Annotated in this window: 27 protein-coding genes; 16 read left to right on the top strand and 11 right to left on the bottom strand. The window is 71.6% G+C overall.

Annotation, left to right across the window (positions count from 1 at the left end; genetic code table 11):
• Nucleotides 1–3: 3 nt before the first annotated feature.
• Together EDD92_RS02895 and EDD92_RS02890 are read left to right on the top strand one after the other, a co-directional pair.
• Entirely contained in the window at nucleotides 4–1,188 is a 1,185-nt protein-coding gene (locus EDD92_RS02895; protein ID WP_123962842.1) for an SfnB family sulfur acquisition oxidoreductase, read from the top strand.
• 43 nt (nucleotides 1,189–1,231) lie between these two features.
• Nucleotides 1,232–2,377: an LLM class flavin-dependent oxidoreductase gene (locus EDD92_RS02890; RefSeq protein ID WP_123962841.1), complete on the top strand. Its 1,146-nt coding sequence runs from the start codon at nucleotides 1,232–1,234 to the stop codon at nucleotides 2,375–2,377.
• Here the strand turns inward: EDD92_RS02890 and EDD92_RS02885 are convergent.
• A complete protein-coding gene (locus EDD92_RS02885) occupies nucleotides 2,374–2,724 on the bottom strand; it encodes a nuclear transport factor 2 family protein (RefSeq protein ID WP_123962840.1) in 351 nt (116 codons plus the stop codon). The genes EDD92_RS02890 and EDD92_RS02885 overlap by 4 nt on opposite strands.
• Nucleotides 2,721–3,779 carry an acyl-CoA dehydrogenase family protein gene (locus tag EDD92_RS02880; protein WP_123962839.1) on the bottom strand — a complete coding sequence of 353 codons (1,059 nt, stop codon included), beginning with the start codon at nucleotides 3,777–3,779 and terminating at the stop codon, nucleotides 2,721–2,723. Before EDD92_RS02880 ends, EDD92_RS02885 begins: the two co-directional genes overlap by 4 nt.
• Nucleotides 3,780–3,877: 98 nt before the next feature.
• On the opposite strand from EDD92_RS02880, the gene EDD92_RS02875 reads away from it, so the two are divergent.
• The 6 genes from EDD92_RS02875 (at nucleotide 3,878) to EDD92_RS02850 (ending at nucleotide 9,125) form a co-directional block, all read left to right on the top strand.
• Nucleotides 3,878–4,234: a YciI family protein gene (locus EDD92_RS02875; protein ID WP_030927279.1), complete on the top strand. Its 357-nt coding sequence runs from the start codon at nucleotides 3,878–3,880 to the stop codon at nucleotides 4,232–4,234.
• Nucleotides 4,234–5,430, top strand: a complete 1,197-nt coding sequence (locus tag EDD92_RS02870; RefSeq protein WP_123962838.1) for an RNA polymerase sigma factor — start codon at nucleotides 4,234–4,236, stop codon at nucleotides 5,428–5,430. Before EDD92_RS02875 ends, EDD92_RS02870 begins: the two co-directional genes overlap by 1 nt.
• Before the next feature lie 121 nt (nucleotides 5,431–5,551).
• Nucleotides 5,552–6,874 (top strand): aldehyde dehydrogenase family protein, encoded by a 1,323-nt coding sequence (locus EDD92_RS02865; RefSeq protein ID WP_123962837.1) that lies wholly within the window; start codon nucleotides 5,552–5,554, stop codon nucleotides 6,872–6,874.
• Between the two features lie 101 nt (nucleotides 6,875–6,975).
• Entirely contained in the window at nucleotides 6,976–7,353 is a 378-nt protein-coding gene (locus tag EDD92_RS02860) for a helix-turn-helix transcriptional regulator (RefSeq protein ID WP_123962836.1), read from the top strand.
• Nucleotides 7,334–7,999: an SRPBCC family protein gene (locus EDD92_RS02855; RefSeq protein WP_123962835.1), complete on the top strand. Its 666-nt coding sequence runs from the start codon at nucleotides 7,334–7,336 to the stop codon at nucleotides 7,997–7,999. The genes EDD92_RS02860 and EDD92_RS02855 overlap by 20 nt, the downstream gene beginning before the upstream one ends.
• Nucleotides 8,000–8,219: 220 nt before the next feature.
• Nucleotides 8,220–9,125: an aldo/keto reductase gene (locus EDD92_RS02850; protein WP_185123913.1), complete on the top strand. Its 906-nt coding sequence runs from the start codon at nucleotides 8,220–8,222 to the stop codon at nucleotides 9,123–9,125.
• 48 nt (nucleotides 9,126–9,173) lie between these two features.
• On the opposite strand, the gene EDD92_RS02845 is transcribed toward EDD92_RS02850, so the two are convergent.
• The 3 genes from EDD92_RS02845 to EDD92_RS52045 are packed head-to-tail and all read right to left on the bottom strand — an operon-like array spanning nucleotide 9,174 to nucleotide 10,378.
• Nucleotides 9,174–9,632 carry a pyridoxamine 5'-phosphate oxidase family protein gene (locus EDD92_RS02845; protein ID WP_123962833.1) on the bottom strand — a complete coding sequence of 153 codons (459 nt, stop codon included), beginning with the start codon at nucleotides 9,630–9,632 and terminating at the stop codon, nucleotides 9,174–9,176.
• A gap of 48 nt (nucleotides 9,633–9,680) precedes the next feature.
• Nucleotides 9,681–9,842, bottom strand: a complete 162-nt coding sequence (locus tag EDD92_RS52050; RefSeq protein ID WP_311736752.1) for a hypothetical protein — start codon at nucleotides 9,840–9,842, stop codon at nucleotides 9,681–9,683.
• Between the two features lie 14 nt (nucleotides 9,843–9,856).
• Entirely contained in the window at nucleotides 9,857–10,378 is a 522-nt protein-coding gene (locus EDD92_RS52045) for a hypothetical protein (protein ID WP_311736751.1), read from the bottom strand.
• Here EDD92_RS52045 and EDD92_RS52040 point away from each other — a divergent pair.
• From EDD92_RS52040 to EDD92_RS02830, 3 genes are all read left to right on the top strand, one after another.
• Complete coding sequence (locus EDD92_RS52040; RefSeq protein WP_311736750.1) at nucleotides 10,377–10,565, top strand: hypothetical protein; 189 nt, start codon at nucleotides 10,377–10,379, stop codon at nucleotides 10,563–10,565. The genes EDD92_RS52045 and EDD92_RS52040 overlap by 2 nt on opposite strands.
• A gap of 505 nt (nucleotides 10,566–11,070) precedes the next feature.
• Nucleotides 11,071–11,463 (top strand): VOC family protein, encoded by a 393-nt coding sequence (locus EDD92_RS02835; protein WP_123962832.1) that lies wholly within the window; start codon nucleotides 11,071–11,073, stop codon nucleotides 11,461–11,463.
• Between the two features lie 49 nt (nucleotides 11,464–11,512).
• On the top strand, nucleotides 11,513–12,583 hold the full coding sequence (locus EDD92_RS02830; RefSeq protein WP_123962831.1) for an adenosine deaminase: 1,071 nt from the start codon (nucleotides 11,513–11,515) through the stop codon (nucleotides 12,581–12,583).
• Here EDD92_RS02830 and EDD92_RS02825 read toward each other — a convergent pair.
• Together EDD92_RS02825 and EDD92_RS02820 are read right to left on the bottom strand one after the other, a co-directional pair.
• A complete protein-coding gene (locus tag EDD92_RS02825) occupies nucleotides 12,565–13,080 on the bottom strand; it encodes a mycothiol transferase (protein ID WP_123962830.1) in 516 nt (171 codons plus the stop codon). The two genes, EDD92_RS02830 and EDD92_RS02825, sit on opposite strands and share 19 nt — an antisense overlap.
• Before the next feature lie 17 nt (nucleotides 13,081–13,097).
• Entirely contained in the window at nucleotides 13,098–13,991 is an 894-nt protein-coding gene (locus EDD92_RS02820) for a LysR substrate-binding domain-containing protein (RefSeq protein WP_123962829.1), read from the bottom strand.
• Nucleotides 13,992–14,129: 138 nt separating this feature from the next.
• On the opposite strand from EDD92_RS02820, the gene mgrA reads away from it, so the two are divergent.
• Nucleotides 14,130–15,122, top strand: a complete 993-nt coding sequence (gene mgrA / locus EDD92_RS02815) for an L-glyceraldehyde 3-phosphate reductase (RefSeq protein WP_123962828.1) — start codon at nucleotides 14,130–14,132, stop codon at nucleotides 15,120–15,122.
• A gap of 67 nt (nucleotides 15,123–15,189) precedes the next feature.
• On the opposite strand, the gene EDD92_RS02810 is transcribed toward mgrA, so the two are convergent.
• Nucleotides 15,190–15,477 carry a DUF1905 domain-containing protein gene (locus EDD92_RS02810; RefSeq protein ID WP_123962827.1) on the bottom strand — a complete coding sequence of 96 codons (288 nt, stop codon included), beginning with the start codon at nucleotides 15,475–15,477 and terminating at the stop codon, nucleotides 15,190–15,192.
• 70 nt (nucleotides 15,478–15,547) lie between these two features.
• On the bottom strand, nucleotides 15,548–15,931 hold the full coding sequence (locus EDD92_RS02805; protein WP_123962826.1) for a nuclear transport factor 2 family protein: 384 nt from the start codon (nucleotides 15,929–15,931) through the stop codon (nucleotides 15,548–15,550).
• Between the two features lie 324 nt (nucleotides 15,932–16,255).
• On the opposite strand from EDD92_RS02805, the gene EDD92_RS02800 reads away from it, so the two are divergent.
• The 4 genes from EDD92_RS02800 to EDD92_RS02785 are packed head-to-tail and all read left to right on the top strand — an operon-like array spanning nucleotide 16,256 to nucleotide 20,595.
• Nucleotides 16,256–16,666: a hypothetical protein gene (locus tag EDD92_RS02800; protein ID WP_030927310.1), complete on the top strand. Its 411-nt coding sequence runs from the start codon at nucleotides 16,256–16,258 to the stop codon at nucleotides 16,664–16,666.
• A 59-nt stretch (nucleotides 16,667–16,725) separates the two neighbouring features.
• On the top strand, nucleotides 16,726–19,065 hold the full coding sequence (locus tag EDD92_RS02795; protein WP_123962825.1) for an FHA domain-containing protein: 2,340 nt from the start codon (nucleotides 16,726–16,728) through the stop codon (nucleotides 19,063–19,065).
• Complete coding sequence (locus EDD92_RS02790) at nucleotides 19,065–19,610, top strand: hypothetical protein (protein WP_123962824.1); 546 nt, start codon at nucleotides 19,065–19,067, stop codon at nucleotides 19,608–19,610. Before EDD92_RS02795 ends, EDD92_RS02790 begins: the two co-directional genes overlap by 1 nt.
• A complete protein-coding gene (locus EDD92_RS02785; RefSeq protein ID WP_123962823.1) occupies nucleotides 19,600–20,595 on the top strand; it encodes a serine/threonine-protein kinase in 996 nt (331 codons plus the stop codon). The genes EDD92_RS02790 and EDD92_RS02785 overlap by 11 nt, the downstream gene beginning before the upstream one ends.
• Before the next feature lie 140 nt (nucleotides 20,596–20,735).
• Here EDD92_RS02785 and EDD92_RS02780 read toward each other — a convergent pair whose 3' ends face one another.
• Nucleotides 20,736–21,161 carry a nuclear transport factor 2 family protein gene (locus EDD92_RS02780; RefSeq protein WP_123962822.1) on the bottom strand — a complete coding sequence of 142 codons (426 nt, stop codon included), beginning with the start codon at nucleotides 21,159–21,161 and terminating at the stop codon, nucleotides 20,736–20,738.
• A 53-nt stretch (nucleotides 21,162–21,214) separates the two neighbouring features.
• The gene (locus tag EDD92_RS02775) at nucleotides 21,215–22,492 is read right to left on the bottom strand and encodes a streptophobe family protein (RefSeq protein ID WP_123962821.1); all 1,278 of its coding nucleotides are present in this window, start codon (nucleotides 22,490–22,492) and stop codon (nucleotides 21,215–21,217) included.
• Between the last annotated feature and the right edge of the window lie 140 nt (nucleotides 22,493–22,632).

Raw genomic sequence — 22,632 nt, 5'->3', positions numbered from 1 at the left:
GCCGTGTCCGCCCATGTCATCGCCGACGACACGGAGGCCCTCGCCGTCGCGGCCGCCCTGGCCGAGGAGTTCCGCGTCGGCGCCTCCGCCCGGGACGCCGAACGCAGGCTCCCGCGCGAGGAGGTGGACAAGCTGTCCGCCTCCGGACTGCTCGCCGTCACCGTCCCCGCCGAGCACGGGGGCGCGGACGTCACCGTGCTCACCCTCGCCGAGATCTTCCGGCTGCTCGCCTCGGCCGACGGGAGCCTCGCCCAGATCCCGCAGAGCCACTTCGCCTACGTCAATGTGATCCACCGTCAGGGCACGGAGGAACAGCGGAAGTTCTTCTACGCCGAGCTGCTCGCAGGCTGCCGCTTCGGCAACGCCCAGTCCGAGGCGGGCACCAAGCACGTCCAGGACATACGCACCCGCCTGGCACCGCAGCCGGACGGCTCCTACGTCCTCACCGGCGTCAAGCACTACTGCACCGGGGCCCTCTTCGCCGACTGGATCCCGGTGCTGGCCCGCGCCGAGGACGACAACCTGCACGTCGCCTACGTGCCCCGTCAGGCCCCCGGCCTGACGGTGATCGACGACTGGGACGGCATGGGGCAGCGCACGACGGCCAGCGGAACCGTGCGCCTGGAGGATGTCGAGGTGCCCGCCGACCGTGTGCTCCCGCACCACCTCACCTTCCAGGGGCCGCAACTGCACGGCGCCGTGGCCCAGTTGCTGCACGCGGCCATCGACGCGGGGATCGCCGGGGGAGCCCTCGCTGAAGCCGCCGAGTTCGTGCGCAGCAAGAGCCGCCCCTGGTTCGAGAGCGGTGTCGACACCGCCGCCGAGGACCCGCTGCTCATCCAGCGGTTCGGTGAACTCGCCCTCCAGGTACGGGCTTCCGAGGCCCTCCTCCGCGACTCCGCCCGCGCGGTCGAAGCGGCGCGCACCGACCTCACCGACGACACGGCGGCCGAGGCATCCATCGCGGTCGCCGCGGCCAAGGTGCAGGCCGCGCAGACGGCGGTCGAGGTGGCGAGCGCCCTGTTCGAGGTGTCCGGCACCCGGGCGGCACTCAACTCCCTGAACCTGCACCGGCATTGGCGCGACGCCCGCACCCACACCCTGCACGACCCGACCCGCTGGAAGATCCAGCACATCGGCCGATACGTGCTCAACGGCACTAGGCCGCCCCGCCACGGACTCCTCTAGCGCCATCCGCGACACCAGCGACACCCCTGATCGGAGACCCCACGTGTCCCTCACCTTCCACTGGTTCCTCCCCACCAACGGCGACAGCCGCCACGTGGTCGGCGGCGGCCACGGCACCCCCGCCACCGCCTCCGGACGCGACCGGCCGCCGACGGTGGCCTACCTGAGCCAGATCGCCCGTGCCGCCGAGGACCTGGGCTTCGTGGGCGCCCTCACCCCGACCGGCGCCTGGTGCGAGGACGCGTGGCTGACCACCGCCATGGTCAGCCAGCACACCGAACGCCTGAAGTTCCTGGTCGCCTTCCGCCCCGGCTTCGTCTCGCCGACGCTGGCCGCGCAGATGGCGTCCACCTTCCAGCGGCAGAGCGGCGGCCGACTGCTCCTCAACGTCGTCACGGGCGGCGAGAGCCACGAGCAGCGGGCCTACGGCGACTTCCTGGACAAGGACGCCCGCTACCGCCGTACCGGCGAATTCCTGGAAATCGTACGGGGGTTGTGGGAGGGCAAGAGCGTCGACCTGCACGGCGAGCACCTCCAGGTCGCGGACGCGAAGCTCGCCCGCGTGCCCGACCCGGTTCCCGAGGTGTACTTCGGCGGGTCCTCGCCCGTCGCCGGAGAGGTCGCCGCCAAGTACGTCGACACCTACCTCACCTGGGGCGAGCCGCCCGCCCAGGTCGCCGAGAAGATCGCCTGGATCCGGGGGCTCGCCGCCGAGCAGGGCCGCACCCTGCGCTTCGGCATCCGGCTGCACGTCATCACCCGCGACACCTCCGAGCAGGCGTGGGCGGAGGCGAACCGGCTCCTCGACGGCTTCGACCCGCAGACCGTGCAGTCCGTCCAGGCGGGCCTCGCCCGCAGCGAGTCCGAGGGCCAGCAGCGGATGCTCGCCCTGCACGGGGGCGGCAACCGCGCCGGCCTCGAGATCCACCCCAACCTCTGGGCCGGCATCGGCCTGGTCCGCGGCGGCGCGGGCACCGCCCTGGTCGGCAGCCACGACGAGGTCGCCGAACGGATCAAGGAGTACCACGCCCTCGGCATCGACGAGTTCGTGCTCTCCGGCTACCCCCACCTGGAGGAGGCCTACTGGTTCGGCGAGGGCGTGCTGCCGCGCCTGGCCGCGCAGGGGCTGTGGCGGCATCCGTTCGCCAAGGAGGCGGCGCCGTCGGCGCAGGTGCCGTTCGCGAGCTAGCCCCTCGCGCCCACGCGGCCGCCGAAGAAGACCTGCACTTCCCGGATGAGTCCGTCCCGGACGGTGATCGCCTCGACATTGCGGTGCCGGTCGCCGGTCGTGAGCTCGTACTCGTAATGGACGAGTACGAGCTCCTCGTCGGCGGGGACGACATGCAGCAGCCGATGCTCCACGAACCGGTCCGCGGTCGGAAAGCACCGCTCGAAGAAGGCCGCCTTGTCGATGTGGTCGTCCTGCGGACTGGTGAAGGAGAAGTCTTCGGCGTACAGCGCGAGGGCCGCCTCGCGGTCCTGTGACCAGTAGTACCGGAACGCCGCTTCGACGACATCGGCCCGACTCTTCATCATGAGGCCTCCTGGATCTCCGTGAGCGCGTCGAGGTGCGCCCGCCGCACCACCGACGTCTGCCCCTGCACCAGCAGGAACATCCCCTCGCGGGCCAACCGCTGGGCAGGATGGCGTACGTCCATGGTGCGGCCGCCCCCGGCCACGACCGCCGCGGTCGTGGCCGCACGCATGAGGTCGTAGGACTGCGTCCTGAGCGCCAGCCGTTCCGCGACGCGCTCGTGCGGGACCGGGTGATCGGCCAGTTCGTACGCCCGCTGCCGCACCTCGTCGAGGCGGCCGCGCAGCCCCTGGGCGGTCTCCGTCTCGCCGGCGTCCTCCAGCACGCGCAGCGCGGCGTACGCCACCCCGAACACGGCCGGAGACGTGTTCGTGCTCCGGGGCAGGTCGACCAGGGCGAACTTCTCCCGCGGGGTGCGCAGCACCATGCTCTCCCCGGGCAGCCACAGGCCGTCCAGCTCCAGCGAGACCGTACGGGCGGCGGTGAGCGCCGCCAGCCGCATCGGTGCCGAGGCGCGCAGCCCCGGCTGTTCGCGGGCGTCGGCGAACGCGAACACGGTCTCGTCCGAGTCGGTCACGCCCGCGAGCAGCATCACGTCGTTCAGTCCCCAGCCGGTGTACCAGGGGACGGTGCCGTCGAACCGCCAGCCGTCCCGATCCGCCGTGGCCCGCACGGGGACGCGGGGGAAAGCACGGACGTGGGCGTAGGCGATCCCGGCCAGCAGCTCACCGGACGCCAGCGGATCCAACAGCCGCTCCCGCACGGGGAGTTCGGACCTCGCCAGCAGACGCACCGGCGTGTGGTGCTGGGTCTGCACGAACCACGTCGAGCAGCACGCCCCCGCCAGGATCTCCTGAACCTCCCGCGCCACCCGGTCGGGGGCGCCCGCCCCGCCGTACTCCCGGGGCGCGCTCACACCCAGCAGTCCCGACCGCCGGACGGCCTCGATGTGGCTCGCGGGCACCCCCTCCTGGTCGACACGCGCCGCGTTCGGGGCGAGGAGTCCGTCGGCGAGGGCGCGGGCGGTGGAGACGAGGGGGTGCGGTGCGGCGGTCATGCAGAAGATTCTCCCGATGTCGTCGTGCGCGGTGTCGATCCGGGGGTGTGCCGTTCGTGTAGGAGGTGAGAGAACGACACGATGCCAAGGAGGACGTCATGCAGTACTACCTGCTCAGCGTGATCACGCCGACCGACGGAACGCCGCCCGGGCCCGAGGCCATGGCTCAGATCGTCCGCAACCTCGACACCTTCCACGCGGAACTGCGCGAGGCCGGCGCCTGGGTCTTCGCCGGCGGACTGCACGGCCCCGAGACGGCCACCGTGCTGCGGCCCCGCGACGGCGACGTCCTGATCACCGACGGGCCGTACGCCGAGGGCAAGGAGTACCTGGGAGGCATCTGCCTGATCAAGGCCCCCGACCTGGACGCGGCCCTGGAATGGGGCAGGAAGGCGACCCGGGCGACCACCCTGCCCATCGAGGTGCGCCCGTTCATGCACCAGGCCGAGGAGTGATGTCCCCTCCCGTCGACGTCGAGGCCGTCTTCCGCGCGGAGTACGGCCGCGCCGTCGCCGTCCTCGTCCGCTTCCTCGGTGACATCGACCTCGCCGAGGAAGCGGTGCAGGACGCCTTCACGACGGCCGTGCAGCGCTGGCCGGAGACCGGCGTGCCGCCGAGCCCGGCCGGCTGGATCATCACCACCGCGCGCAACCGCGCGATCGACCGGCTGCGCCGCGAGTCCTCCCGCGAGGCCCGCCACGCCGAGGCGGCCCTGTTGCACACCCCCGACGCACCGGCCGAGGAGGGCCCCGTGCGCGACGACCGACTCCGCCTGATCTTCACCTGCTGCCACCCGGCGCTCGCCCCCCAGGCGCAGGTCGCCCTGACCCTCCGCCTGCTCGGCGGACTCACCACGCCGCAGATCGCGCGCGCCTTCCTGGTGCCCGAGCCGACGATGGCCCAGCGCCTCGTCCGCGCCAAGGCGAAGATCCGCGACGCCCGCATCCCCTACCGCGTGCCCCGGGACGCGGACCTCCCGGACCGCCTGAAGGGCGTCCTGGCGGTCGTCTATCTGATCTTCAACGAGGGCTACGGCGGCAGCCCCGAACTGTGCGCGGAGGCCGTCCGCCTCGGCCGCCTCCTGTCCGAGCTGATGCCGGACGAGCCCGAGGTGACCGGCCTGCTCGCGCTGATGCTCCTCGTCGACTCCCGACGGTCCGCACGACTGGACGAGCGCGGTGCGCTGGTACCGCTGCCGGAGCAGGACCGCAGCCGCTGGGACCGGGAGCTGATCGCCGAGGGGCAGTCACTGGTCCGCCGCTGCCTGCGCCGCAACCAGCCCGGCCCGTACCAGATCCAGGCCGCCATCCAGGCCGTCCACAGCGACGCACCCACGGCCGACGCCACCGACTGGGGCCAGATCCGGCAGCTGTACGACCAGCTTCTGGTCCTCGCGCCGAGCCCCGTCGTGGCCCTGAACCGGGCGGTCGCCGTGGCCGAGACCGAAGGCCCCCGCCAGGCCCTGGAAGCAATCGAAGCGCTGGACCTCGACGGCTACCACGTCTTCCATGCCGTCCGCGCCGACCTGCTGCGCCGCCTGGGACGCGACACCGAGGCGGTACGGGCGTACGAGGCGGCCATCTCGCACTCGGAGAGCGAGGCGGAACGTGCCTATCTGGAACGCCGGCGGCAGGAACTCGGCCGCATGTGACGGGCTCGCCTCCGCGTGATGGGTCGGCTTCGGAAAGTAGTCCTCCCGCGCCGGGATTTATTTTGGTGTATGAAAGGTTGCCATATACACCTGACCCTGACCGTTCCAGCAGCGAGGCATCGTGAACCACTCCACCCCCGAGCAGCCCGGCGACGTCGTGGCCCGGCTGCGCGCCACCTTCCGCACCGGCCGCACCAAGCCCGTCGAGTGGCGCACCGCCCAACTGCGCCGCCTGCGCGAACTGCTCACGGACAACGGCCCCGACCTGGCCGCCGCCCTCCATGCCGACCTGGGCAAGAGCTCCACCGAGGCCCACCGCACCGAGATCGACTTCACGGTCCGCGAGATAGACCACACCCTCGACCACCTCGCCGACTGGCTGCGCCCCGAACCGGCCCCGGTCCCGGCCCACCTCGGTGCCGACGCGAGCGCCTGGACGCAGTACGACCCGCTCGGCGTCGTCCTCGTCATCGCCCCCTGGAACTACCCCGCCCAGCTCCTGCTCGCCCCGCTGGTCGGCGCCCTCGCCGCGGGCAACGCCGTGGTCGCCAAGCCCAGCGAACTGGCCCCCGCCACCTCCGCCGCGCTCGCCCGCCTGCTGCCCGCCTACCTCGACACCGACGCGGTCGCCGTCGTCGAGGGCGGCATCCCGGAGACCACTGCCCTGCTGGCCGAGCGCTTCGACCACATCTTCTACACCGGCAACGGCGCTGTCGGCCGCATCGTCATGCGCGCCGCCGCCGAGCACCTCACCCCGGTCACCCTCGAACTCGGCGGCAAGTCCCCGGCGTTCGTCGACCGCGACACCGACCTCGACGTCGTCGCGGACCGGCTGGCCCGCGGCAAGTTCCTCAACGCCGGGCAGACCTGCGTCGCCCCCGACTACGTCCTGACCGACCCGGCCACCGCCGCCGCCCTGGAGTCCGCGTTCCAGCGGGCCGTCGAGTCCCTGTACGGCGCCGACCCGTCGGCCTCCGCCGAATACGGCCGGATCATCAACGAACGGCACTTCGACCGGCTCGCCGGCCTGCTCGACTCGGGCCGCGTCGTCGTCGGCGGCAGCAGCGACCGGACGACGAAGTACATCGCACCGACCGTCCTGGCCGACGTCGACCCCAAGTCGCCCGTCATGCAGGAAGAGATCTTCGGGCCGATCCTGCCGATCGTCACCGTGCCGGACCTGGACGCGGCGATCGACTTCATCAACGACCGCGACAAGCCCCTCGCCCTCTACGTCTTTGCCGAGTCCGAGGGGACCCGCGGCCGGATCGCCGCCGAGACGTCCTCCGGCGGTCTCGGCCACGGCCTGCCGCTGGCCCATCTCACCGTCTCGGACCTGCCGTTCGGCGGAGTGGGCGAGAGTGGCATGGGCAGCTACCACGGCCGCTACTCGATCGAGACGTTCAGCCACCGCAAGGCGGTGCTGCAGAAGCCGCTGCGCTGAATCCGGCGAAAACAACGCCCGGCCGTGCGACGCGGCCGGGCGTTTTGCGAGCCATAATATCGGGCGCTGCTTATATAAGTGGCAGCTGATATAGTTGGCGCATGCACGCCTTCGATGTGCTCGGGGACCCGGTGCGCCGACGGATCCTGGAGCTGCTGGCCGGTGGGGAGATGACCTCGGGGGCGCTCTGCGAGGTCATCGGGGAGGAGTTCGGGATATCGCAGCCCGGAGTGTCGCAGCATCTGAAGGTGCTGCGGGAGAACGGGTTCGCGACCGTCCGCCCCGAAGGAACCCGGCGGCTGTACGCGGTCAATGCCGAGCCGTTGCAGGACATAGACGCCTGGCTCGACCGCTTCCGTCGCTTCTGGACCCCGCATCTGGACGCCCTGGCCACCGAGCTGGCGCGCGGCAGACGCGCGCGCCGGCTGCGGGATGCCGACGAAACCGCGAGGAGCACCCATGACCGACGTGACCCATGACATCAGCGACGTGCGCCGGCAGGTCGGCCGGCGCACCTTCAAGGCGGGCGAGGCACGTGTGGTGACCGTGACCCGGACCTTCGACGCCCCGCTCGACGACGTGTGGGACGCCTGTACGAACCCCGAGCGCATCCCTCGCTGGCTCCTGCCCGTGACCGGAGAGCTGCGGCTGGGAGGCCGCTATCAGCTCGAGGGCAATGCGGGCGGGGTGATCGAACACTGCGACCCGCCCAAGGGCTTCTCCGCGACCTGGGAGTACGGCGGCGAGGTCAGCTGGATAGAGCTCCGCCTGGCCCCCGAGGAGGACGGCACGCGCTTCCAGCTGGAGCACATCGCCCACGTCGACGACACGAAGTGGGCGGAGTTCGGCCCGGGTGCGGTCGGCGTGGGATGGGACCTGATGGTCCGGGGGCTCACCCTGCATCTCGGGAGCGGTGGCGCGGCCGTCGACCCGAAGGAGTTCATGGGCTGGATGGGCTCGGACGAGGGTCGTCGATTCATGACGTCGAGCAGCGAAGCCTGGTACGCGGCGAACGTCGCCGGCGGCGAGGACGAGAAAACGGCACGTGAGGCGGCGGACCGGACCACGGCGGCCTACACGGGAGCGGGGGAGGGCGGCGAACCGGGCGAAGGGGGCGCGAGCTGAGCACTGGGGACCCGACCCGTCCAAGGGCGCCCGGCGTGCACCGCGCGCCGGGCGGAAATCCCGCCCAGGGTAAGGCCGCGTCGGCGCCTGCCAACGCATCACCGCCGTCCTCGGCGTCACACCAGGCAACAACCTCTCCTGCTGACCTGCGCCCTCTACTTCGTACACGTATCCGCAAAGTCTCTGCGCCGGCACGCCCAGCGTGTGCGAAACTCCGCCGATGACCTCCCACATGATCACCGCGGACGCCCCGGGCACCTGGAAACTCGGCTCACTGACCGTCAACCGCATCGGCTTCGGTGCGATGCGGCTGACGGGCAACGCTGCCTTCCACCTCGGAACACCGGGCGACCGCGGGCGGTCGATCGCCGTGCTGCGCAAGGCGGTTGAGCTCGGCGTGAACCACATCGACACGGCCGCGTTCTACTTCTCCCAGCTGCGGTCCGCCAACGAGATCATCAACAGCGCGCTGGCCCCGTACCCCGACGACATGGTCATAGCCGCGAAGGTCGGCCCATACCGCGACTATCACGGCGACTGGGGCACCCCGGCCCGCCCCGACCAGCTGCGCGGCCACGTCGAAGAGAACCTGCGGCAACTCGGCCGTGACCATCTGGACATGGTCTACCTGCGGCGCATGGGGCAGGACTCCATCGCAGAGCACTTCGGCGCGCTGGCCGAACTGCGCGAGGTGGGCCTGATCCGGCACCTCGGCGTCTCCGACGTCGAACCCCGGCACCTGGCCGAGGCGCAGGCCATCGCGCCCGTGGTCAGCGTGCAGAACCGGTACGGACTGGGACACCACGCTCCGGTCACGGACGAACTGGTGCGGATCTGCCGCGAACAGGGCATCGCTTTCGTACCGTTCTTCGCCGTCGCCGGTTCCGGCGGGGCGAAGGGCGCGAGCACCACGTACGACGAGGAAGTGCTCGCCGTCGCCCGCGCCCACGACGCAAGCCCCAGCCAGGTCCGCATCGCCTGGACGCTGCACCGGGGCCCGCACGTCCTGGCCATCCCCGGTACCGGCAACCCCGACCACCTGGCCGAGAACGTGGCATCCGGAGCGCTCCGCCTCACCGCCGACGAGCTGGAGCGGCTCAACGCCCTGCACAGCAAGGCCGGTTGAGGTCGAGGGGCCCTTGCCGGGGCCCCTCAGTCGCCGTGCCGAGTCGTCTCAGACAGCCCACACACCGTCCCGCATCAGATGCCGCCCGGGCAGCTCGTGTACGCCTCGCCAGGCCTGCACGCCGCGCGGCCGCACCCGGAAGAAGGCGTACGACGCGCTGTCCCGGCGCGGATCCCACCCCGTCTTCGCCACGAACGCGTCGGCCGCCGCGGCCGGCACGTCCTGCCCGCTGAATGCCTCCACATCCCCGTCGACGAGCACCACGTCCTGCGTGTTCCCGAACGCCAGCCGGGTGCGCCCACCGTCGCGCAGATTGCGGCCCGTGGGGTTGGTGACCCGCGTGGACATCCAGACCGACTCCCCGTCCCAGGCGAACCACAGCGCCACCAGGCACGGCAGCCCGCCCTGATCGGCGGTGGCGACCCAGATGTCCAACTCCCGTGTCAGACGGGCCAGTACGTCCTGCTTGCGCTGCTCGAGGCTGCGGGGTGGCTCGGTGATCTTCATGCCCGGGACGCTACCGGCGCGTCCGGGATCGCACCTCGGGCCGCAGCCCTAAGTCCACAGGCCTCCTTCTCTCCTGGAACCGAACGCGCGTACCACCCGCCCCGCCGCCACCTTCCGCAGCAGCCCGTACGCCAGCACCGGCAGCAGGATGTGCGGACGGTCCGGCAGCGTCGTGGTGATGAGCACGGCACTGGCGCTGCTGTTGTTCATCCCGCAGGCCGGCGTCACGGAGGCGCCGGCCCTCGCATCCAGCCGCAGGGCGCGGGCGGCGACCCGGCCCAGCGCGAAGGACAGCCCGCACACCGTCGCCGCGACGGCCGGCGCTGCCGCCGGCAGCACCGGACGCGGATGGCGCAGGAACGGCCCTGCACGCCACTGGCATTCACATACGTCAGCAGCAGCGAGGCCGGGAGAGGCCCGGCGGCTGCGGCGTCGACGAGCCCGTCCGACGCCCGCCGGGGCAGGAGCAGCCGGCGCAGCAGACCCGCGCCGCAGGGCAGCACGACCGAGGTGAGCGCGAAGGCATGCCCGGCGGTCTGCGCCGCGCCGGCCGGCCGGCCCGCGTGGTCGCCGCGCAGCAGAGGGCACAGCACTGCCAGGGCCAGCGGCACCGTCAGCGGGCTGACCAGAGTGGAGGCGAGGACCAGTCCGACAGCCGTCGGCTGGTCGCCGTCCCCCTTGGCCGTCCGCACCGTCGCCCCGGCCGCCACCGGCATCGCGACGATCAGGAAAATCGCGGCGACCATGCCGCTGCCGCCGTCCTGGTCGGGGGAGTGCCGCAGTGCGAACGCGACCCCCGGGGACGATCAGCAGCGGCGCCACCACGTGCAGCACGAGTCCGGCGACCAGAGCGGCGGGGCGCCGCAGCAGCAGCCTCAGCTCCCGCAGCGGCACCTGGAGGCCGGCACTGAACAGCACGAACGCGAGGAGTAACTTCGGTGTCCTCAGGGAGAGTTCAGCGAGACCGGGGAGGCCGATCGGGTGCGGGCGCCGCAGCCACAGGCCGGGAGCGGGCAGCAGCGCAGCGGCGGCGTAGGCCAGGGCGATCGCCGCGCCGAGACGGCCCCGGAGCAGGGCGTACGTGCGAGGTCGCCGCGGTGGTCGCGGCTGGTGGTCGGCGGTGGTCTTCGCGGGTCGGGGGCACATGGCGGCGTTCTTCCGTCGTGGGGCTGGGGCGGAGAAGGAACGCCGGTATCGCGAAGCGGCCCACCGGGGTGCTCGCATGCGTGTGTGCGCAGGGCCCTGCGGTCATGGTGGGCTGCCCCTTTCGCGTGGTGGATGCGGGCGCGACAGGATGCCGCGGCCGAGCGGCTACAGCCATGTAGACGGTCTATTGAACCGTAGACGACGGCAGTGACAGAGACTGACTGGCGTAGTCCAGGTTTTACGTATAACCTCACCCGTCAACCACCCCTCTCCGACCTCGCGAAAGGCCCCGATGAGACGCATCGCCCTGGTCACCCTCGTCGTCGACGACTATGACGAGGCGATCCGCTTCTACACCGAGGCCATCGGATTCCGGCTCGTCGAGGACACCCCACGCCCCGACGGTTCGCGCTGGGTCGTCGTCCGGCCCGGCGCCGAGGCCTCGGGCACCGACCTTCTGCTGGCCCGGGCCAAGGGCGAGGCGCAGCAGGCCCGGGTCGGGGACCAGACCGGTGGGCGCGTCGGCTTCTTCCTGCACACCGACGACTTCGCCCGCGACCACGCCCGCATGCTCGCCGCGGGCGTGACCTTCCTGGAGGAGCCGCGCCACGAGCCCTACGGCTCCGTCGCCGTCTTCCAGGACCTGTACGGCAACCGCTGGGACCTGCTCCAGCCTGCCGACTGACCACCCGCCTCACGCCGACCCGAACCACCGCTCAAGGAAAGACCTCGCCATGACTGCTACGCGCGTAGACGCCGAAGTGATCCGCCGCCTGCCCAAGGCCGTCCTGCACGACCACCTCGACGGCGGCCTGCGCCCGGCCACCGTGGTGGAACTCGCGGAGACGGTCGGGCACACCCTGCCCACCACCGACCCGGACGAGCTCGCCGCCTGGTACGTCGAGGCCGCCAACTCCGGTGACCTGGTGCGCTACATAGCCACCTTCGAGCACACCCTTGCCGTGCTGCAGACCCGGGAGGGCCTGCTGCGCGCCGCCGAGGAGTACGTCCTCGACCTGGCCGCGGACGGGGTCGTCTACGCCGAGGTGCGGTACGCCCCCGAGCTGAACACCACCGGTGGGCTGGCCATGGCCGAGGTCGTCGAGACCGTCCAGGAGGGCCTCGCCGCCGGCATGGCCAAGGCGGCGGCTGCGGGCACCCCCGTCCGGGTCGGCACCCTGCTGTGCGGCATGCGGATGTTCGACCGGGTCCGGGAGGCCGCCGACCTGGCCGTGGCCTTCCGTGACGCGGGCGTCCTCGGCTTCGACATCGCCGGCGCCGAGGACGGCTTCCCGCCCGCCGACCACCTCGACGCCTTCGAGCAACTGCGCCGCGAGAGCGTCCCGTTCACCATCCATGCCGGTGAGGCGCATGGCCTGCCCAGCATCCACCAGGCCCTGCAGGTGTGCGGTGCCCAGCGCATCGGCCACGGCGTGCGCCTCACGGAGGACATCGTCGACGGCAAGCTCGGCCGACTGGCGGGCTGGGTCCGTGACCGCCGTATCGCCCTGGAGATGTGCCCCACCTCCAACCTTCAGACCGGGTGCGCCACGTCGATCGCCGAACACCCGATCACCGCCCTGAAGGACCTCGGCTTCCGCGTCACCCTCAACACCGACAACCGCCTGGTGTCGGGCACCACGATGACCCGCGAGATGTCGTTGCTGGTGGAGCAGGCGGGCTGGACGGTCGAGGACCTGCGCACGGTCACGGTCAACGCCCTGAAGAGCGCGTTCATCCCGTTCGACGAGCGCAAGGCCCTCATCGAGGACGTCGTCCTGCCGGGCTACGAAGCCGCGCTCTGAAGCAGCCCCCGTACATAGGCGGCCTGTCCGACGTGCTGAAGATCGTCGGACAGGACGCTCACCAGCCGCACACCCAGGGTGACCGGCGGATCCCAGTTCTCGTCGACGATGCGCTCGAGATCCTTGGCGGCCAGTTCGCGCAGGGCGCCGAGGGACTGCTCGTGCACGGCGTCGTAATAGCCGGTCAGCAGTTCGCCGGAGTCGACCCGCACCTTTGCGACCTTGGCGGAGCTGTGCCCGTAACCGGTGTCGCGGCGTGGCAGATCCAGCCCGAAGCGCTTCTCCCAGTCCTGTGCGAGCCACACCTGGTCAAGTCCGAAGGCGTCGGCCATGTGGTCGTCCTGGACCCGGCTGAGGTGCCAGACCAGCCACGCGAGGGAGTTGGTGTCCGCGGTGGGACGGGCGTTGAGGGCGTCCGGCCCGAGGTCGGCGACTGCGGCGTGGACTTCTTCCTGGATACGGTTGAACCCGTCGATGAGGATGTCCTTGGCATGCATGCATCCACCATCGCGCATTACGGTCCCTCGTGCGTCCCCTGTTCCAGAAGTGCCATCAGCGCCCGGGCCGCGGGGCTGGTGGCCTGGGGCGGCGGCAGCAGCGCCACCGTCTCGTAGACCGCCTCGCCGGTGCCCTTCACCGGCAGGGCGGTGAGCGCCTCCCGCTTGTGCCGGAAGTGCCGGGGCGCGACCGCGATGCCGAGGTTCTCGTCCACCAGGTCCAGCAGGCTGTGCACGTCGTTCACCTCCAACGCCACGGTGCGCCGTACGCCCGCCGCGGCGAAGGCAGTGTCGGTGGTGCGGCGCGGCCCCCAGTCCGGGTGGAAGTCCACGAACACCTCCCCGCCGAGCTCCTCCGGCGTCACCGCCGCGCCGCCCGTCGCCAGACGGTGGGTGGGATGGCACAGCACTGTCATCGGCTCACCGGTCAGCGACACCGAGCGCAGCTGGTCGGTGTCCGCCTGCGTCCGGTAGGCGAACGCCAGGTCCAGGCGCCCGGCCGCGACCTCCTCCGCGAGCACACCCGAGCCCGCCTGCCGCAGCCGTATCTCCACGTCCGGGTGACGCCGCCGGAACGCGGCGAGCAGCCCCGCCACATGCACCCCCGCGATGCACTGCTCGGTGCCCAGCGCGAGCGTGCCGCGCAGCACGCCCTGCACGGCCGCGACCGCCTCGTGGGCGGACCGCACCTGCGCCAGGATCCGCTCCGCCTCGCCCAGCAGTGCCCGCCCCGCCTCCGTGAGCGTGACCCGGCGGGTCGTCCGCACGAACAGCGGGGTCTGCAACTCCCGCTCCAGCGCCCGGATCGAGGCCGACAGTCCCGACTGGGACACCATCAGCCGTTCCGCCGCCCGGGTGAAATGCTGGTCCTCGGCGACCGCGACAAAGTGCTGGAGATGGCGCAGTTCCATAATTGAGAAGCCTATCCGCTCAATCCCATCGCATTCTCCTGTTGGACCACTGCCCGCAGGTCGCGAAAGATATGGGGTGCCGGATTCCCTCAAGTTCCGGGAACCGGGAAACCGTGTGCCAACCCCTCTGGAGTCGCGTTGTACACCGCACACCCCGACCGTTACGCGAACCTGCCCTACCGGCGCACCGGACGCAGCGGCCTGAAGCTCCCCGCGATCTCGCTCGGCCTGTGGCACAACTTCGGTCCCGACCGGCCGGTCGAGACCCAGCGGGCCATCCTGCGCCGCGCCTTCGACCTCGGCGTCACCCACTTCGACCTGGCCAACAACTACGGCCCGCCGCCCGGCGCGGCCGAGTCCGCGCTCGGTGAGTTCCTGAAGGCGGACTTCGCTCCGTACCGCGACGAGCTGGTCATCTCCACCAAGGCCGGCTACCACATGTGGTCCGGGCCGTACGGCGAGTGGGGCTCCCGCAAGTACCTGCTGTCCTCGCTCGACCAGAGCCTTGCGCGGATGGGCCTGGACTACGTCGACATCTTCTACTCGCACCGCCCCGACCCGGAGACTCCCCTGGAGGAGACGATGGGCGCCCTGCACTCGGCGGTCCAGCAGGGCAAGGCGCTGTACGCAGGCATCTCCAACTACTCGCCCGAGCAGACCCGCGAGGCCGCCCGCATCCTGAGCGAGCTGGGTACGCCCCTCCTCATCCATCAGCCGCGCTACTCGATGCTGGATCGAGGCCCGGAGGAGTCGGGGCTGCTGGACACGCTGGACGAGCTCCAGGTCGGCTCCATCGTCTTCTCCCCGCTGGAGCAGGGCGTGCTGTCCGCCCGCTACCTCGACGGCATCCCGGAGGACTCGCGGGCCGCGAGCGACAGCCCGTTCCTGAACTCGGACAGGCTCACCGAGGAACTGGTCGGCCAGCTGCGCGCCCTCGACGAGATCGCCAAGGGCCGCGGCCAGACCCTCGCCCAGCTGGCCCTGGCCTGGGTGCTGCGCGGTGGCCGGGTCACCTCCGCGCTGGTCGGTGCGAGCAGCGCGCAACAGATCGAGGACAGCGTCGCGGCCACCCGCAACCTGGACTTCGACGCCGACGAGCTGGCCCGCATCGACGCGATCATCAAGCAGTAGGACGCTCGTCGACGTCCCGGAGGCGGGCCGCTACCTCTGAGGGGCGGCCCGCTGCCGTGCCGGGACGTCAGGAGCTGAGCCGTTCCTCCAGGTGCACGGTCACCCTGTCGCCCTCGCCCTTCCCGATGGCCTTGCGGATGCCGGCCTTCACCGGCAGTTTGTGCGTGCCGTCGCCCAAGGCCATGAACGAGCTGCGGAACGGGTGCCCGTCGATCGTTCCGCGGACCTTGACGAGCCCGCGGGTACCGAAGAACTCGACGCTCTTCGGCCAGACGAGAAAGGTCCAGCCGCTGTCACTCGGGCTCTTGCGCAGGACGGCGGTGAACTCCTCGTCCAGCTCGGTGGCCGTGGTCATGATCGTTCCTCCGCTCGCGGTGGTCATGTACTCAAGAGACCACCGCGAGCGCCGAAACTCATCGCCCGGCTCACGCCCCGGCGGGCACCCGGTCCAGGAAACCGAGCACGGAGCGGATACGGCCGTCCGCGTCCAGTGTGATCACGTCGAAGCCGGCCACGGGCGCCGAGCCGTCGGCCTCGCTCACCAGCTCCCAGGAGAAACGCGCCGTGTCGTGGTGACCGTCCACGGCGCCGGTCAGCCGGAAGGCGAAACCCGGGAACTGCCCGTGCGCCGCGGTGATCAGGGCCGCTATCTCCTCGTGGCCGCCGACGGCGGCGAGCGGGTCGGTGTACGTGCCGTCCGTCGCCCAGGCGGCGGCGACCGCCTTCGCCAGCGTCTCCGGCTCGCTCGCGTTCCAGGCCTCGAAGTAGCGGGCGACGGCGTTCTCGTGACGGTCGGTGTTCGCGGACATGGGAAATCAGCCTCCATCGAGGTCGTAGCTGCTGGTCAGGACCCGGATTCGCGGTTGCGGCGACCCGGTACGACAACCATGCCCGGAACATGAGCGAGCGTCGATTACCCCTCGGGTAATGGCGGCACTCGCAGGGTTTCGGCCAACTACCCCTGTGAATATGCCAGGAGACTGGCCGGAAAGTCGTGGTGACAGTGATTCAGTAGTGAACATACTCAACAGTCAAGGGACTTCACGGCGAGCGAAGACGCGATCACCCACAGCACATGAGCCGCACCGAAAGCGAGGCCGGCCGACAGGCGAGCGAGCAGCGGGGGAGCGAACGTGCACGACGAGTTCTTATGCCACGTCACGGCTTACGGGACCTGCGGAGGTGAGCGTATCGGTGTGCCCTTGGGCACCTACCGGGCCCCCACGCTCGCCCTCGCCCTGTGGTGGTTGCGCGACCGCGCGAACTGGATCGCCGACCGGCTCGATCCGCAACCGGAGGCGGAGCACTTCCCGCCGAGCTCGCTCGTCCCCGTCGCCGACACCGTGCCCGACGTACCGGCCGTACTGCGCTCGTGGTGTCGCAACCCGGCCCAACAGGAGCTGGTCGCCGACGAGTTGGCGGGCGGGCGGCTGGTGCGGATCGCGACCCGCGACGAGACCACCGAGTACGAACTGCTGGCCGAGTCCGTCGACGCCCTGCGTATGCAGCGGACCATCCCGGCGCTCGTCCTGCCCGTCGGCTGAGCGCCGGCGGCGCCCGCCACACCGGGCGCGTATGTGGACGAATCGGTAGAATTCACTTCATGGCAGAGCGGCCTGCAGCGCCGACTGCGCCCGAACTCGTTCTGGAGACCGAGGCGGGCTCCACGGTGATGACCCCAGGCCGCGACTACCACGTCGGGCGCGACCCGTTGAGCGACATCGTCATCGACGACGCACGGGTCTCGTGGCACCACGCGGTGCTGCGCCCCGACGCCGGCCGGTGGACCATCGAGGACGAGAACAGCACCAACGGCACCTTCGCCGACGGCCGCCGCATCCACGAGCGGGGCGTGGGCCCCGGCAGTGTCATCCGCTTCGGCAACCCCTCCGACGGCCCGTGCGCCGTCCTCGTCAGTCCTCCGACGCCGGTCCCCGAGCGCCCCTCCGCCGTGTCGATGCCCGGCCTGACCGGCACCTTCCGGCGGCCCACCACCGTACGGCCGCTGCCCACCCGCACCGTCCGCATCGGCCGCGCCGCCGACAACGACCTGGTCATCGACGACCTCGTGGTCTCCCGGCACCACGCCGAACTGCGCGCCCTGCCCGACGGCAGCTATGAGATCGCCGACCTCGGCAGCCACAACGGCACCTTCCTCAACGGCTCACCCGTCGACGCCGCCCCGATCGGCGCCGGCGACATCGTCGGCATCGGACACTCCGCGTTCTGCCTGGTCGGCGACCAGCTGCAGGAGTACGTCGACACCGGCGAGGTCTCCCTCGACGTGCAGGACCTCACCGTCGCCGTCGACCACGGCCGCAAGACCCTGCTCGATCACGTGTCGTTCCCGGTGGGGGAGAAGTGCCTGCTCGCGGTCGTCGGCCCGAGCGGCGCCGGCAAGTCCACGCTCCTGAACGCCCTCACCGGGCAGCGGCCCGCCGACCACGGCACCGTCCTCTACGACGGCCGCGACCTCTACCGCGACTACGCCGAGCTGCGCCAGCGCATCGGACTGGTGCCGCAGGACGACATCCTGCACGCCCAGCTCACTGTTCGCAGCGCTCTGTCCTACGCCGCCGAGCTGCGCTTCCCCGAGGACACCGCGAAGGCCGAGCGGCGCGCCCGCGTGGACGAGGTGATCCGCGAACTGGGCCTCGAGCAGCGCGCCGACCAGCCGGTGCACAGCCTGTCCGGCGGACAGCGCAAGCGGGTCAGCGTGGCCCTGGAACTGCTGACCAAGCCGTCGCTGCTCTTCCTCGACGAACCGACCTCCGGCCTCGACCCCGGCATGGACCGCTCGGTGATGCACATGCTGCGCGGCCTCGCCGACGACGGCCGCACCGTCATCGTCGTCACCCACAGCGTGCTGAGCCTCGACGTCTGCGACCGGCTCCTCGTGCTCGCGCCCGGCGGCCGGATCGCCTACTACGGCCAGCCCGAGGACGCCCTCGCCTTCTTCGGCTTCGAGCAGTGGCCGGAGGCCTTCGAGGCCTTCGAGCACGACGACCGCGACTGGGCCGGCGACTACCGCTTCTCGCCCTTCCACCGGCACTACGTCACCGAAGCCACCGCACAGCCCCGCGTACCCCGCTCGGGCCCGGTCGTGATCACCCCGCCCGCCCGGCCCCGCAGCCGGGGCGCCCAGCTCGGCACGCTGGTGCGCCGCTACGCCTCCGCGCTCGGCGCCGACCGCACCTTCCTCGCCATCATGATCGCCCTGCCGTTCGTGATGGGCGCCATGGCCCGCGCCCTGGCCGGCAGCAGGCTCACACAGGAGACCGCGATGAACGCGCTGCTCATCCTGTGCGTCGGCGGGGTCCTCACCGGCGCGGCCAACGCCGTGCGTGAACTCGTCAAGGAACGCACCATCTACCAGCGCGAGCGGGCCGTGGGCCTGTCCAGATCGGCGTACCTGATGTCGAAGGTCGTCGTACTGGGCACGATCACCGTGCTGCAGGCCGTGGTGCTCACCCTCGTGGCGCTCGCGGGCGTCGACCTCAACGCGCCCGGCGGCGAAGGCGTGTTGATGCCGCCCCTTGTCGAAATCACCGTCGCCGTCGCCCTGCTGGCGTTCACGGCGATGACACTCGGGCTGCTGGTGTCGGCGCTGGTGCGCAAGGAGGAGGTGACGATGCCGCTGCTGGTGCTGCTCGCCATCGTCCAGGTCGTCTTCTGCGGCGCCCTCCTGAAGCTCCACGGAGTGCCGGGTCTGGAGCAGCTGTCCTGGCTGGTGCCCTCCCGGTGGGCGCTCGGCGCGATGGCCGGCACCGTCGGCCTGGCGCGGATCGTGCCCGGCGACCTGACCGGCGATCCGCTGTTCAAGCACTCGACCGGGGTGTGGCTGCTGAACATCGCCATGCTGGTGGTGCTCTCGGCGGTCTTCTGCTTCGCCGTCTCCCGGCTGCTGCGCCGGCACGAACCCGCCGTGATGCGGAAGTCGTGATGGCGACCCCCGGCTTCCGGCCCACCCACGTCGTCCCCCAGCACGGCATGCCCGCATGGGAAGACCCCGACCCGGCCCACCCCACTGTGCCCCTCGACCCGCTGCTGCCGGTCCAGCTCGTCGAGCGGCGCGGCGACTGGGGCCACGTGCTGTGCGCCAACGGCTGGTCCGCCTGGGTCGACGGCCGCTTCCTGGTCGCCGTACCGCAGGACCCGCCCGCCGCTGGCGGCCCCCAGGCCCGCACCCCCGATCCGCGCCCCCTGCTCGCCCGCACCGAACAGACCCTGGCCCGCTACCGCAGCGCGGTCGAGGAACTGGCCTGCGGAGGCCTCGACGGCGAGTCCTTCCGCGGCCGTACGCAGGGACTGCGCATCGGGGTCGTCGTGGACGGCGAGTCCGTGTGGGTGTACGACACCGAAGAGGGACGCTGGGTGTACGGCGACGGGAAGGACCTGAGCACGTACGCCACCGACGACGAACCCCGTGCCGCTGCGGCCGACCCCGGCCATGCCCCCACCCAGGTCGTGACCCCCGATGGCCCGTGACACGAGCCTGTTCTCGGGCCGGCCCTCCGAACTGATCGGCCGGCAGGTCGCCGGCTACCGCATCGAGCGCGAGATCGGCCGCGGCGGCATGGCCGTCGTCTACCGCGCCCGCGACCTGCGCCTGGACCGCACGGTCGCCCTCAAGCTGCTCGCCCCCGAACTCGCCCGCAACGACACGTTCCGCCTCCGCTTCACCCACGAGTCCCGGGCGGCCGCCGCGATCGACCACCCGCACATCGTGCCGGTCTACGAGGCCGGAGAGACGGACGGCCTCCTGTACATCGCCATGCGCTACGTCGAAGGCAGCGACCTGCGTCATCTCCTCGACCGGCGGGGCCCGCTCGCGCCCGCGGCCGCACTGCGCATCGCCGCGCAGGTCGCCTCCGCGCTGGATGCCGCCCACGAGCACGGACTGGTCCACCGTGACGTGAAACCGGGCAACATCCTGGTCGCCCGCGGCACCGACAGCGACCACCCCGAGCACGCCTACCTCACCGACTTCGGCCTGACGAAGAAGTCGCTGTCCCTGACCGGCTTCACGACCGTCGGCCAGTTCGTCGGCACCCTCGACTACGTGGCCCCGGAGCAGATCTCCGGTCGGCCCGTCGACGGGCGCTGCGACGTCTACGGGTTCGCCTGCGTCGTGTTCGAGTGCCTGGCGGGCCGCCCGCCCTTCCGGCGCGAGGACGACATGGCCCTGCTGTGGGCCCACCAGTACGACCAGCCGCCGCCGCTGACGGAGTCCCGCCCCGACCTCGCCCCGGCCGTCGACACCGTGTTCGCCAGGGCCCTGGCCAAGAGCCCGGACGAGCGCCACGACTCCTGCCTCGCGTTCGTCGCCGCCCTGCGCGGTGCCGTGACCGGCGCCGCCCCGGGCACCGACCATCCGCCGACGGAGGTGGACCTGCGGGCCGTGCACCCGGGCCGGGACCGGCCCGAGCCGCCGCCGCGCTGGGCCGCGCCGGTCTTCCGGGGCCGGAGCTGAGCGCTCCGCTGGATGTGCCGCGATGTGCTGTCGATCGTCTGCAGCGCCGTCGTGGCTGGTCGCGCCCACGCGGCGGAACCGCATATGGATGCAGCCCCGCGCCCCTTTGGGGGCGGTGCCGAATCCCGGCGGGACTTCGCTCAGCCCGCTGCGACCTCCTGGCCGAGCCCCCCGAGTGGTGCACGGCGCGCCACGACCTTGCGGCGGCAGATGCGCCAGCCCGCGTCGACCCGCACCACGACGTCCTCATAGGTCACGGACCCGCACGAGCCGTCGGCCATGATCCCCAGCCCCTTGGAGCGGGCACGGACCCGGCCGTCGGCCACCTCCTCGATCACCACGTTGGTCACATGATGCGCCACCGGGTTCTTCGCGCCCAGCGCCAGCGCGGCCTGCTTGACGGAACTGAGTCCGGTGACCTCGCCCTGCCCGAAGTCCGACAGGTCGTAGACGACGTCCGAGGTGAACACCTCGTCACAGCGGTCCAGTTCCCCGCCGTCGACCAGATGGCCGTGCAGGGCGATCAACTCGGTGACGGCCAGCCGGTCTTCGAGAGCCAACGCCATGGCGTTCCCTTCCCCTCGGCACCTCGACTGATCGGACACTGCCACGGACGGCATCATGCCTCCCACTCCTTTTCGGTCTTCCCTCGCCGCCGCACCGGCCGCGCCAGCAGCGCGCCGAGGAAACCGGTCACCAGCCCCCACAGCACGGCGAAGCCCAGCGCGGTCCACACCTTCGGCTTCAGGAACAGGTCCCCGGACAGACCCCCGCCCAGGTCCCCGACGCCGAGCAACGACAGTCCGTAGTGCGCGTCGATCCGGCCCACCAGGCAGATCATGAGCACCGTCAGCGCGAGAGCGACGGCCATGTGCAGGGCGTGCTGCCAGGCCCGCATCCGGGCCGGGGAGCGCGCCGCCAGCACGAACGCGGCCCCCAGCAGCAGCACCGCGTCGACGGCCACCAGCCACCACACCCTCCCGTCGTACTCGGCGAGCGTGCGGAGGTTGAGTGTGGAGACCTCCTTCGTACGCAGCACCTCGTCGAGCACATGCGGCATGGGCAGCCCGAACGGCCCCTGCACCCGCCCCGTCCAGGTGGCGCCGAGACCGAGCGTGAGCGCCAGCCAGACCAGGTTCGGCAGACCCAGCAGGACCACCGCCAGGGTCTCCTCGGAGTGGCCGCGGGTCACGGCGACGACCAGGGCGACGACGACACCCAGGACGACGTACGCGAGCAGCAGCACGACCATGGCGAACGCGGCCGGCCGCACCGACTCCTGGAAGCGCAGCAGCCGCCCCGGCAGCGGGGCCCCGCGCGAGACCAGCAGAGCCAGCACCAGCACACCCGCCAGCCACAGCACACCGAACAACAGCGTCAGCGGCACGTCCGTCTTGAAGCCGACCTTCGGCGCCGCGCCGAACAGGTCGCCGATGTCGCCGAGGGTCCCCTTGCCGAGGTCGACCGCGAAGGTCTGGCGGGCGGCGAGGGCCACGCCGAGCAGCGCCAGCAGCCACACGACGGCGACCCGGGCCGCCCACCCGGCCAGCTCCGTGGCGCCGGCGACGGCCCGGTGCCGCAACGGGCGCAGGAAACCCGCTGCGAGGACGAGCGCACCGGCCAGCGTCACCGACAGCGGGATCACGGTCATTCCGGCCGCCGACTCGGCCAGCGCGCCGGCGTTCCCCGACAGCTCGATCGTGCCGCCGACGGCCGTCACCACCGTCGCCGCGACCACCCGGGGGAACGCGCCGTCCGGGAGATCCGCCGCCCCGGCCGCCCACAACCCCAGGCCGGCGACCACCCCCATGACGATCAGCGCGGCCAGCACCCCGGCCAGGGCCTGCACCCAGCCGTGGCGGGCGACGGCCAGGTCGGAGGGGGTTCGCGGGCTCACCCTCGCCACGCTAAGCAGCGCCCGCGCGCCCCGCCCGCCGGGAGGGCCGTCCGCGTCGGCTTGCGGGCGGCACCGAACCGGAGCACACAATGGTTGCGGCAGGTAGGAAAGCGGCTCAACTCGGGGCAGGCCGCAGGAAA

It is taken from the genome of Streptomyces sp. TLI_185 (genome assembly GCF_003814765.1).
Taxonomy (GTDB): domain Bacteria; phylum Actinomycetota; class Actinomycetes; order Streptomycetales; family Streptomycetaceae; genus Streptomyces.
Note: the sequence above shows the minus strand (reverse complement) of the source record. Positions and strands in the feature narration are given on the sequence as shown.